The following is an 11,489-nucleotide window of genomic DNA, read 5'->3' as shown; positions in this document are numbered from 1 at the left end:
AGACAAGAAAGACAAAGACAAGAAAGACAAAGACGGGAAAGACAAAGACAAGAAAGACAAAGACGGGAAAGACAAAGATAACAAAAAGAAGTGACCTTGGATTTACATCCATTTCATATTCCGCTGAAGGATAACACGTTTGTTGGTTTTAATAACAGGATTGTCATATCCTTAACAATAATTGTAACGTTATTCTCATTACTCTATTCAGTACAGTGAGTTTCTGCCTGATATTTGGTCTCTCCATAGGAAAAACAACTAAAAATAAATATTTTAAACACAAATAAGCCTGTTAAAGATTAAAGATATGTTAAATGGAATGGTACTTGGTATTTCAAAAATACAAATGTAGCATAACAGATGTTATGTTGCATTCGTAAATAAACTAAAAAGCAGGCTTCATTCCTTGGGCATTAAGGGATGAAGCCCGCTTTTTTTTAGCTGCTAATAGCTAAATCGAATATAGGAAGATTAATATTATTGAGTAAATCGTCGGATGCTGGATGGCTTTAATTGAGAGAACAGCGGATGTACTTGCGAAAGTATAAAGAAAAGCATAAAAAAAGCCGCGGGGGACTCCGCGGTATAAGAAACTAGGGCAAGTGGTCAATGAAAGACCATGTCTTTAATCATTTACCCGCTACGGTGAAATATAAACCATGTTCACCCAAATAATCATCATTAGCTAGCAGGAAATGTATTTCATGTTGGCGACGGGAAGATGTAGAAGTGACACCGAAACAGTAATAGCAGCTTGACCAGAGCGCCATTTCTAAGCAGTTGAGAACCCCGGAAGAATCTTTGAAATGTCGCTCAGCCATTTAAATCAATAGCCGTAGCCGCCTTTGAATGTAGCACCAATGATGATTAAAAGAATGAACAGAACTACAATCAACGCAAAGCCGCCGTTGTAACCATAACCACCCATACCATTTCACCTCCTTTACAGAAAGGTAGTGAAGCAGTTCTATAAATCAATGTCTGTAATCGATTTATATTATTAGGATATGAGTAAAGAAGCATATTGGATTAAACATTTGTCTCCATTGTTAATCTTTTTTGTAAAGTAGAGTAGTAGATTGTTTTTCTCATCAGTGAAACCGGCAAAGGGAAATTATGTAATTAATGGTGAATGAAGGTAGAATCCTATACAAGTCTTTTTTGAATCGGCTATGACAGGACTAATGTTGCAGCGCTCTCAATAACCCACAATTCTTCACTTATCAAAATATATGTGAAACGCTTCCCAGTTTCATAAATCCAACTCTGTGTGAGTACGAATAACGATTGTATGAAAGCCCTATTAATACAAAAATGGAGCTTTTTTGTTTGGGAACGTAACTTAAAAGGAGAATGGATTTTATATTCTGGACTCTTCCTTTTATAGATTCGGAACCTTCTTCTCCTCTGAGGCAGACGTAGACAGATTCAGAAAGGAATTCTGTATAGGGCTTGATGAGGCTAAAAGTTACTCGTACTAAAAAGTGGCAATATATCTTAATTTTGTTGATGATTCATCTATTTTCACTGAATTTTCACTTTTCACACCTATAATCAATTCATCACGCAATAGAAAGGGGAGATAAACAAGTGAATGAAAAAATAAAGCAAGTGCTTTTGTGGGGAGCTGTAAGCGTTTCAGGGCTTGCTGGAATCAACTTTTTTCTAAATCTCTTCGAAAGGTCTGAAGGTCATGAGCGATATGGATATGCCCATCAAATGGGGAGAGGCCATGGAGGAGGGCCAGCATTCCGTACAGACATGCATGGACCGCATCATGGCGGTGACTTTTCCTGGCTTGGAATGATGCTCATCCTTACTGCAGCTGGGACTGGCGCGATATTCGCCTATAGGTGGTACAAGAAAAAAGACAAAGCTGATGCGTTTCAGCAATTTGTCACGAATGTCCCTGCTTCAAAAATAAGCCCTCCGATAAATCAGAGTAATGCTGACATTTTAGACAGCTGGGAGAAAGAACAAAAACTTGAGAAGGAGAATGAGTAATATGGGGATTTTTAAGAGATTAAAAACGATGGGCAGTGCTGGAATAAACGGCGTGCTCAATAGCCTGGAAAATCCTATTGCGATGTTAAACGAGTATATGGGAGAAATGGAAGGGGAGCTCAAAAAAGGGGAACAAGCATTAGCACAGCAAATTTACCTCGAAAATAAACAAAAAGCATTAATCGGTGAAACAGAAAGCCTGGTTGCAAAAAGGGACAGGCAGGCAAGATTAGCTGTGCAACAAGGAGAGGACTTTATCGCAAAATTGGCCTTGCAGGAAAAACTGATTCACCAGCAGCAGCTCACTCTTTATACTGAGCAGTTGAATATTCTTCAGGGCCAAACCGAGACACTTTATGAAGAATTGAATGAACTAAAAAGAACCTATCATGAATTTCAACAAAAAAGATTAATGCTCATTTCGAGAGCCAATACAGCTCAGTCGATCAAACGGATTCAAAAAACGAATGTTACCTTCCATTCTGAAACGATCACTAATGGAATGTCCCGCGTAGAAGACCGTATCTTAATGATGGAAGCTGAAGCACAAGCGAGTAGACAGTTTACTGGAGGTTTACACGCGCCTATCAAAGGATATATTGACCCCAGTTTAGAATATGAATTGGAACAAGTACTGCAAGTAGTGAAAAAAGAGGTCAAGTCAATAGAAGCTGCCCAGTAATCTTTTAAGATGAAAAATCCTTATTTCCATAATTCCTTATATCTTTTTTATCTTGGATGCTTGAATCTAACACCTGACGTTAAAAAAGATGTTCCAGCTATGAATGAAAGTCGATTCCCTCAGATGGAGTCATTTTCCCCCATTAAACCCTTACTACATAAGCATTCACAAACAAAAGTGGGGGAGAAATGGGGGAGTTGCTTTCAATTACCTCTGTAAATCAGCTAAAACTTGAAGTGTTTCCATATCAGCTTCATTTTCAAGCTCTTTGATAATACGAATGTAATTCTTTAATGTTGTATCGATATTAGAATGTCCCAATCTTTTTGAAACATAGTGAATCGGAATTTTTTTGTATAGCAGGACAGATGCATGTGTGTGTCTTAATCCGTGAGAAGTAATCGGCTGAATTCCAAGATTATCGCAATATTTTTTTAACGCCTTGTTAAGCATTTCGATTGTAACCACCCCGTACTTCATTCGATAAAAGAGCAGTTGCTGAATATTCGGGGCAGCTTGAAGCTTATACTCCTTCAATAATTTTATTGTATCAGCATCTACTGGTAGAACACGTTCGGTACCCCGAACCTTTAAAGGGCCAAGTGCCTTTACATTATTCTTGTAATGCCATGCTTTTTTAATATTAATCCTCGCATTAGTAAAGTCCACGCAATTCCATGTTAATCCTGCGTATTCGGAAAATCGGGTACCTGTCGCAGCCATCACCAAAATAAATATATCAGACACAGACAGCTTGTTTTTTTCTTTAATAGTACGGATCAGCAGCTTAAGTTCATTCATATTTAAAAATTTTTCGTCTTTCGACTTATTTGGTTTGCCTGCTTTAATTACCGCTTTTTGAGTTGGGTCCATATAAATAATCCCTTCCAAAACGGCCTCTTGCATGGCATTTCGAATAAAATTATTCATCTTACGCACTGTATCCTTGGCGTGAGTCTGGGCATAATTATTCAAAAACTTTTGGTGTGTTTGTTTGTTCAGTTGTTTAACGGTCATGTAAGGCAGCATCTTTTCAATAGAAGAAAGGAAGGTCCTATATCGGCTTTCTGTAACCTTGGTTATATCACTGACTTTATAAACTTCAAACCAGTTTCTTAAATAATCCGTTAATAACGGGTCTTCCGTAAAAACAGTAATCCCTTTGTCTAGTTTCTGCTCCACTTCCATTGCTGCTATCTGCGCTTCTTTCCTTGTCTTAAATCCACTTTTTGATATCCGCTATTTCTGACCATTACGTTGAAGGTGAATCTGGTAGCGCCAAGTCTTGCCGTGCTTTTCAAAACTTTCCATAAGAATCGCTTCCTGTCTTATCTAATCGTAGAAATGTACTTGTAACTGTTCAACAGAGAATCAGGTACAGTTTCGTTAAACAAGCCATGTTCAATGGGTGTATTATACTTGGATTTGTACCGATGGGAGTATATGTTCTCTTTGAGATTAAAAGATACCCCATCTCATAAAAGAGAGGGGGTAGTTGAAATTTTAATTTTACTGATCTTATTTTTCACATAGCATGTTTTTTATCTCTGGTTCTGTTAAAGGTTTCCCCTGTTAACGGGACTGTCGAAAATGGAATATTTTTCACGTTTTTTGAATAAACTCCCGCTTTTGTAGAAAAGATAGGAGTTACGGGGAACGACGCCTTTGTTTTACGAGAAAACAACAAAGCAAAAATCCCCGGCATCTATTTACATTGGGACACCTAGCACACTACGTAAAAAAGGAGGTGCCTCTTATGAAATACGTACTTATGTTACTACTTGCGCCGGTTTTTATGGTACTAGTAGGTGTTGGTGCAGGGTTAAGCTTATCCGCTATATTGGAAGAAGGATCTTATTCCAGCCTGTTTGGAAAAACCCTTGTCGCTTCTGAAAATACAGGTGGGGAGGAACCCGGTTTTTTTAGTGAACAGGCCATCAGCAAAGAAACCCTTCACTCGTTTTCCGTGACGGATTGGGACAACTTTACCCATCACGAAAAAATGCGTTTTGTTCAAACTGCGCTGCCTGCTTATGAATTAACCGGCCAGACTGTTTTAGACAAACCAGAAGTGTTTATCGGCATGATGGACGCGCGCTATGAAAGCTATCTGACCAACAAAGTCGGCCCTGACGATCATACTGACCTTTCTGAACTCTCGCTTTTTCATGAAATGGAATTAGCGGGACAGCAAGACGGCCGGCTTGAGCAGGGAGACGACCATTAAGCCAAGGATATGCATGCAGCCGCCAAAAAGGACCTTGCAAAGATACTTTTATCAAAAGTACTATAAGGTCTTTTTTGCTTTTGAAATTTCCGTTGAAGTTTAAAGTAAACTCTTCATCATAAAAGAGAAGAGGACTTGCTATACATAACACCCATCATTTGAATCTCCCACAGAGCAAGGTGCTCTTCCGCAAAAGAATACTTGACATTAAATAGCTGTATCGTAAGGGGTGCCACTTTTCTAAAAATAAAGTTGTGGGAACGTATGTTTCTGTAAGTGTATACTAAATATAGGATAGAGAAAAGGTGTAAATGTGAAAATGACGGGGAAAGCAAAAGTCTGTCCCAAAAAGAGAGAGGTTGAATCAGAATGAATTTTAACTTTTTTCATCAGGCCAACTACCTTTGTTACGCTAACATTTCTCATCGTAAGCTAGATGGCCTTTTTTCACACCGTTCAGATCCTGCAGGATAAAAAGAAATGGCAACCCAGTTTGCTTTTCGGGATTTGATTTTAGGACTAAATCTTTTTATGCGTAAATGCGATCTTTGCAAGCTTTTTAGTCAGTACTCTTTTTTCTTTTACTTATAACTTAGATCGTGGATAATCTCCCAAGCAAATCTATCATTGCCGGCCGGCCATCAATGGGAAAAACAGCGTACTCACTCAGCCTAGTACAAGCGTGCTGTGAGAAAGGCGGCGTCGCGGGTATATTCTCGCTGGAGATGCCGAAAAAGCAACTGATCAAGCGATTTCTGTCCAGTACTGTGAACATTGAGGGCTCCAAATGGCGCAACTCATTCAATATGTTTACTGATCAGGACAAAAATAAGGCACAGCACGCTATGAACACTTTTAACAAATGGAATGCCAATATTCACGATAATTCCCGCCAGACGGTTGCGGATATTCGCGCAGCTGTCGGCAAGACAAAGCGGGAGCATCCAGACAAAAAGCATATCGTCATCATTGACTACCTGCAGCTGATCACGCCTATTGGAAAGTTTGAACGTCATGATCTAGCCATTGGCCATATTACCCGGGAGCTCAAGCAAATGGCGCGTCAGTTTGATGTACCGGTTATGCTGCTCAGCCAGTTAAGCAGGGCAGTGGAACAACGGCAGGACAAGCGTCCAATGATGTCCGACTTGAGGGATTCTGGCTCCATTGAGCAGGATGCAGACGTCATCACTTTCCTGTACCGGAATGAGTATTACAATAAGGAATCCGAAGCGAAAAACGTTGTGGAAATTATTTTTGCCAAACAGCGGAACGGTGCAATCGGGACGGTCGAAGCGGCATTTATCAAGGCATACTCAAGATTTGTAGACCTCGAAAGGAGCTGGAACCATGAGCCGGCATGAAGTGTATGAAATGTTGAAAGAGCACCATAAGAGAACAGGACATATAATGACTCCGGTACAAATGGTTTTGGCCGCTAGGGAAGAAACAGAGCCAGCTTCTATCATCGACGCTGTTCATATGTCCAGCAGGTATTTAGATCAACAAGGTGGGAAAACAGCATGATACCAATTCAAGGTTATGAGCATTTAACAGACGCTGAGCGCAGGCTATTCATTCGAGTACATCAAAAGCACTTATCGTCTTTAACAGACAAAGAACGCGAGCAGTACGGACTTGGAAACGTCGTTGAAGTGAAAGCTAACCCGCAGCAAGCCGCTATTGATGTACGGTTTTCTAATGGAGAGCAAAAGCAATTTACCGCAAAAGGAATCTGGCACTGAGTAAAACATAACTAACATTGTGCAAAATTCATTAAGATATCGAAAAAAACTAATAAATAGTATTTGGATGGATTAAAGAACAAAAGCCCTTAGTAAAAGGGCTCCTTGCTTAGTTTTCTCTATATTTATAGGTGCCGTAAGACGCTCCCAGCTTGCTCTCAATGTAGTCTTGTGGGTTTGCTGTAAAAATCTCTTTATCCCTGACAGCTTGAATTACAACATCATTATACATGTTTGCAACTCGGCACAGCCCATCAATTATATCGTAAAGCTCTTGATTATCGTTTGTTTGAGCAACAGACCATTCCTGAATTTCATGTAGTTTTTCTCTTACATCATACAGAGCTTCTAATTCGAATTTTTCATTAAGCATTTGATGCACCTCCAAGTCGTTATAATAACCTAATCCTATTGTTTAGAGGATCAAATTATTACAAGGGTGAAGCAAAAACTCAAAGCAGCTCCTTTATTTTGGAAGCCCGAACGTGCTCACTTCCAGCTCAATCATCCTCTGCTCCTGATAAGACTCCATCGCAATCCGTTGCATTTTTTCCAGCGCCTGTTCATCTAGATAAAGAGGGGCGCTTCTTTTTCTTCTTTTCGTTTCAGTTCAGCATACATTTAGGTATTAAGGGGGGAGGTAGAGTAAATTTGTCTTTTGTTTTCTCAAAGGAAATAGGTAACTATGCGTATTTTAACGGCGTTTATAATGGCAAGAAGTACGAGATTATATATAAACGCTACGGAATAGGTGCGAACAGATATTATATTTATGATCGTTTAAATAACGTATTAGATGAATCAACAAAATTATACAAAGAGATCAATGAAGAATTTTTAAAGCATTGCCTCGATTTCTACAAGCTAGCGGAAAAACTCCAAAATAAAGAGTAAAGGTGACCTTTGAAGAAATTTTATAAAAATGTAATAAATTAACCCGCCTGCTCCTGACGAGTAGACGGGTCTTTTTTATTGCCAGTGTTTTGGCCAGTTTTTGATTACCTGGCTTGGGTTTTTTGGTTTTACATTAATCGGACTATATTCATTTTTCTTAGGGTTAAAGGCTAAATCACTAAAATGCCAACTACCAATGCTATTGTCGTATCCTGCTATTTGAAATTTATTTATAGCAATATGCTTCGCGCGTTTAGTATAACCTACATCAATCATTTTTGGTAGTACGCCATCTTTCATGTAGTACCATTGCACAATTTCTAAATTCGAATTATCTGTCTCGGCAACGGCTAAAATATCTGGCTGCCCCTTGTATTGAGATGGGTAAACATGAACCATCTTGCGAGTGGAATTCAATTCGTAATCCTTAAAATAGAAACGTGACTTTTTGATATGGCTTGTGCCCACTTTGTGGGTGTAAAGAGTGTAGTTTCCTTTGTAAACAAGATCCCCCTCGTTGGCTCCTGCCCAGACATAAGGCCACTTATCATAAGATGCATATCCCTTCTTCTCTCTTACGCCAGCAAAATAGACCTTGTATGCTACACCATTTGCATCCTTAAGTGTATAGGTCACCCGGCTTGATCGGATTTGCTGCTTCTGCTGAATGGTATGTAGTTAAAAATAATGCAATAGCCGCAAACATTATAATGAATAATTTTAACCTTATTACCAATATAATTCCTTATTTTCCATTTATTATAATAAGAAGGAGAGGAGAACGTAAGGGGCTTATATTAATATTTATAAAAACTGTTTTTCATTCACGGCAAATCAATCAGCAAACCCGATCGTTACAATATCTTTTATACAGTAAGAACCATCATTAAACTTTAATCGTCCGTTCTCTGACTGTAGGCTTTGCGCCACGCCATAGCTATGTATGATAGAAGAAAACGTTTTGGAGATTGGGGGAGTTTTGGAGGAGCTGGGGGAATTATCGGCATTCCTCATTCGTCATCAAATGACACAAAAAAAACCCTGAAACCTTGTTATTAAAGGAATCAGGGATTTTTTAAATTAATGTATCGTATTGTGCTTATGTTCTAAGATGGAGATCGGCTTTTTTGCGTTTTCAAAGAAAAAAAGTCTTATCATATTGATTAGGGGTCATCTTTAATTGACTTTGTGCATAGTCTATATTACATCGTGTAAAACATACTTTACATCATGTAAAAGCGGACGTACAAGGGGGGAAGTCATGACTTATCAAGAAAAGAAAAGCGTTGTATCGTTGATCAGTGTTATTCTCATTTTCGGATCTTTTTGTTTATATATGTACCCGCAGCATCCCGAGGGAGGGCTTCAGTCGACCGAAACATTTCGCTATTGGGGGTCCTTCGTCCTTGTTTTAACTTTGGTTTCCATAGTCGCACACATCATAATCAGCATTATTTTTAACATTATCTTTAGAATAACGACCAGAGAAAAGGAACCAGCATTTGCGGATGAACTGGATAAGTTTATCGAATTGAAAGCACACCGAAACTCTTTTTTTGTATTTATCCTCGGCTTTCTTTTTGCAATGGGATCACTGGTCATTTATCAGCCGTCACAGGCGATGTTTATGATCCTGATCGCTTCAGGATTTCTTTCCGATGTGACCGGCTCCATTACGAAACTTTATCATTATCGGAAAGGAATTTAATATGGGCAAACATCTTGTCGGCAATCACATTCGAAAATTACGATTCAATCATAATGAAATGACCCAGCAGCAACTGGCTGACAAGGCAGGCGTAACAAGACAGACTATCGTAGCTCTTGAGAAGGGAAATTACTCCCCATCTTTGGAACTGGCTTTTCGCATTGCTCGCGCCTTTAACTTACCGCTGGAAGAAGTATTCTTTTATGGGGACAACTCGAAGCTGTAAGACAGATGATTGTTTCTGCTTTACCGTTTGTGAATTTGTGGAAAGAAGGAGATAGAAATGAATTCAAACAAAAAAGCAGCAAAAATTGTCGGTGTACTGTTAATACTTGCCGCTGTTACGGCGATAATTGGTGTTATTTTATATGATCCTATCCTAAATAGTCCTGATTACCTGACTAAAGGTGCTGAACAAGCCGACCAGGTGATAATGGGGGCGTTGATGGAATTAATTCTTGTCGTTTCAGCGGTTGGTACGGCAACCACCATGTTTCCAATTTTAAGAAGGTATAATGAAACGATCGCTCTTTGGCATGTCTGCTTCCGGTTTCTTGAAGCGGTTGTCATTACTGTTGGTGTCATCAGTATGCTGTCGCTGTTGACCTTAAGCCGGGAATTTATAGCGGCAGGAGCTCCGGATACCGCATCTTTTCAAACTTCGGGCACCGTATTAAAAGCAATACATGACTGGACATTCCTGCTTGGCCCCAATTTTATGCTCGGTATCAATACCGTGATGTACAGTTATATCTTTTATAAATCCAAGCTGGTACCGAGATTCATACCCATCTTAGGAATGACGGGGGCAGCCCTTGTTTTCCTTTGTGCCCTGTTAGTTATGTTCGGTGTTATTGAACAAGTTTCGGTTTGGGGTGCTGTTTTGGCACTGCCGGTAGCAGCTAATGAAATGATTTTAGCCGTCTGGCTGATCGCTAAAGGATTCAATGAGTCTGCAATTGCCGCCATGTCCGCAAAAAAGAAGTAGGTGGGTATGCATACATTTAAATAAGACGGATTACTTAAACCAACAGAAAAACCAGGCACTATTCCTTCTATATCAAGGAATGGAGCCTGGTCTTTTTTAATGCTAAATATTGAATGCATAGCTCAGAAGAAAGGGTGCAGCCTTCAGTGATAAATCTCCTTCCTTATTTGAGTGATATCTCTTACCAGGTGCTGCTTACGTTTTTCTCTAGTAAATAGTCTTAACGGTAAAGAAATGCTGGTTCACCATGATTGCACAGAAGAAGTTGCTCTCAAAATGGAAGGATTAATAAAAGGGAAGAGGGGGATTATTGAATTTTTCTTAACCTTTTCCCTTCATGAATCTCTTGAATACCTTCTTCACAAACTCCATATGACCGCCAGGCACAGGTTTCACATATAACCTGAACATCAGAGGGGATCACAAACTTTCGGATACACGACTCAATATCCTTCCATCTTAATATTTGTCCGATTTTAAGCCCCATTTTCTCCAAAATAGCGGCATCCCTTTCATAAATACTGTTGTCCTGGCAATGGTATACACCTGAATTGGGGTATTTTTCACACAACTGATCAGGGCCATTTACAAGATGAATGAGCGTATTAGGGTAATCTCTTAACGTTTGGTGCAAACGTGTCATATTTTCCACGTATTCTTCGGAATAGCCGATTCCTCGATAGCCCAGAAGACAAAAAAGGTGATGACCTCGCAGCTTATACATAGTTCTCCCTCATTTATAAGTTCAATTAAAGTTAATAGTCAACCCAAATATATTATTTGTTAACATACATTATTCAGAATACCATATCACATCTGTTTGGTTCGGGATTTTTTATTTTATTAATGGAAGCTTTAGTTAAAAAGGGAATAAAGAAAAGAGCAAAAAATGGGTCCCCTTTTACATTTAGAAAATATCAATTTGGTGGTTTAGCTGGGACTAACCATTAAAAGCATAATAACTCAAATTGTTGTTTAACAGTTCACTTAGACAGATAAGCAGCACTAATCTCAGCTAGATAGGGGTCGCCCGAAATTGTTGACTAAAAGGCTTTTTGATAACTGCCTTAAAAGAAAAGCCTGTTAAAAATATTATTGATTTTCTTGTTGAACGAATAGAACAGGTGGATTGTCAACACTAAATCAGACAGCTTTTTTAAGGGACGATCGTTTGTATTCAATCGGGCTTACATAGCCTAGTGTTCCGTGAATCCGCCGCTTGTTAAACCAGTTAACATAAT

16 protein-coding genes are annotated in these 11,489 nt (G+C 39.1%); 10 read left to right on the top strand and 6 right to left on the bottom strand.

The features are described 5' to 3' along the window. Positions 1-826 precede the first annotated feature (826 nt). Positions 827-928, bottom strand: coding sequence for a YjcZ family sporulation protein (locus tag RG959_RS17695; RefSeq protein ID WP_342798247.1), 102 nt, complete (start codon positions 926-928; stop codon positions 827-829). A gap of 662 nt (positions 929-1,590) precedes the next feature. On the opposite strand from RG959_RS17695, the gene RG959_RS17690 reads away from it, so the two are divergent. Beyond that, positions 1,591-2,004, top strand: a complete 414-nt coding sequence (locus RG959_RS17690; RefSeq protein ID WP_342798246.1) for a hypothetical protein — start codon at positions 1,591-1,593, stop codon at positions 2,002-2,004. 1 nt (position 2,005) lies between these two features. Beyond that, positions 2,006-2,686, top strand: a complete 681-nt coding sequence (locus tag RG959_RS17685) for a PspA/IM30 family protein (RefSeq protein ID WP_342798245.1) — start codon at positions 2,006-2,008, stop codon at positions 2,684-2,686. 207 nt (positions 2,687-2,893) lie between these two features. Here the strand turns inward: RG959_RS17685 and RG959_RS17680 are convergent, their stop codons facing one another. Then, on the bottom strand, positions 2,894-3,922 hold the full coding sequence (locus RG959_RS17680) for a tyrosine-type recombinase/integrase (protein WP_342798306.1): 1,029 nt from the start codon (positions 3,920-3,922) through the stop codon (positions 2,894-2,896). 520 nt (positions 3,923-4,442) lie between these two features. On the opposite strand from RG959_RS17680, the gene RG959_RS17675 reads away from it, so the two are divergent. From RG959_RS17675 to RG959_RS17660, 4 genes are all read left to right on the top strand, one after another. Continuing rightward, entirely contained in the window at positions 4,443-4,913 is a 471-nt protein-coding gene (locus RG959_RS17675) for a hypothetical protein (RefSeq protein WP_342798244.1), read from the top strand. Positions 4,914-5,512: 599 nt separating this feature from the next. Next, positions 5,513-6,277, top strand: coding sequence for a DnaB helicase C-terminal domain-containing protein (locus RG959_RS17670; protein ID WP_342798243.1), 765 nt, complete (start codon positions 5,513-5,515; stop codon positions 6,275-6,277). Then, positions 6,264-6,440 (top strand): hypothetical protein, encoded by a 177-nt coding sequence (locus tag RG959_RS17665; RefSeq protein ID WP_342798242.1) that lies wholly within the window; start codon positions 6,264-6,266, stop codon positions 6,438-6,440. Before RG959_RS17670 ends, RG959_RS17665 begins: the two co-directional genes overlap by 14 nt. After that, on the top strand, positions 6,437-6,658 hold the full coding sequence (locus RG959_RS17660) for a hypothetical protein (protein WP_342798241.1): 222 nt from the start codon (positions 6,437-6,439) through the stop codon (positions 6,656-6,658). The genes RG959_RS17665 and RG959_RS17660 overlap by 4 nt, the downstream gene beginning before the upstream one ends. Positions 6,659-6,767: 109 nt before the next feature. On the opposite strand, the gene RG959_RS17655 is transcribed toward RG959_RS17660, so the two are convergent. Further along, positions 6,768-7,031 carry a hypothetical protein gene (locus tag RG959_RS17655; RefSeq protein WP_342798240.1) on the bottom strand — a complete coding sequence of 88 codons (264 nt, stop codon included), beginning with the start codon at positions 7,029-7,031 and terminating at the stop codon, positions 6,768-6,770. A gap of 98 nt (positions 7,032-7,129) precedes the next feature. On the opposite strand from RG959_RS17655, the gene RG959_RS17650 reads away from it, so the two are divergent. Beyond that, positions 7,130-7,552, top strand: a complete 423-nt coding sequence (locus RG959_RS17650) for a hypothetical protein (RefSeq protein WP_342798239.1) — start codon at positions 7,130-7,132, stop codon at positions 7,550-7,552. Between the two features lie 75 nt (positions 7,553-7,627). Here the strand turns inward: RG959_RS17650 and RG959_RS17645 are convergent, their stop codons facing one another. Beyond that, positions 7,628-8,188 (bottom strand): hypothetical protein, encoded by a 561-nt coding sequence (locus tag RG959_RS17645; RefSeq protein WP_342798238.1) that lies wholly within the window; start codon positions 8,186-8,188, stop codon positions 7,628-7,630. A gap of 625 nt (positions 8,189-8,813) precedes the next feature. On the opposite strand from RG959_RS17645, the gene RG959_RS17640 reads away from it, so the two are divergent. Genes RG959_RS17640 through RG959_RS17630 form a run of 3 tightly spaced genes read left to right on the top strand, consistent with a single transcriptional unit; the run spans position 8,814 to position 10,248 of the window. Further along, positions 8,814-9,260, top strand: coding sequence for a hypothetical protein (locus tag RG959_RS17640; RefSeq protein ID WP_342798237.1), 447 nt, complete (start codon positions 8,814-8,816; stop codon positions 9,258-9,260). Between the two features lies 1 nt (position 9,261). After that, positions 9,262-9,486, top strand: a complete 225-nt coding sequence (locus RG959_RS17635; RefSeq protein WP_251272133.1) for a helix-turn-helix transcriptional regulator — start codon at positions 9,262-9,264, stop codon at positions 9,484-9,486. 57 nt (positions 9,487-9,543) lie between these two features. Continuing rightward, entirely contained in the window at positions 9,544-10,248 is a 705-nt protein-coding gene (locus RG959_RS17630; protein ID WP_342798236.1) for a DUF4386 domain-containing protein, read from the top strand. A 307-nt stretch (positions 10,249-10,555) separates the two neighbouring features. Here RG959_RS17630 and RG959_RS17625 read toward each other — a convergent pair whose 3' ends face one another. Both RG959_RS17625 and RG959_RS25200 read right to left on the bottom strand, forming a co-directional pair. After that, positions 10,556-10,972 (bottom strand): DUF1284 domain-containing protein, encoded by a 417-nt coding sequence (locus RG959_RS17625; protein ID WP_342798235.1) that lies wholly within the window; start codon positions 10,970-10,972, stop codon positions 10,556-10,558. 419 nt (positions 10,973-11,391) lie between these two features. After that, a partial coding sequence (locus RG959_RS25200) for an IS3 family transposase (RefSeq protein WP_369335188.1) occupies positions 11,392-11,489 on the bottom strand: 98 nt, incomplete at its 5' end.

This window comes from Domibacillus sp. 8LH (assembly GCF_038806185.1).
GTDB lineage: Bacteria > Bacillota > Bacilli > Bacillales > Domibacillaceae > Domibacillus > Domibacillus indicus_A.
This window is presented reverse-complemented; position numbering and strand designations above follow the sequence as displayed.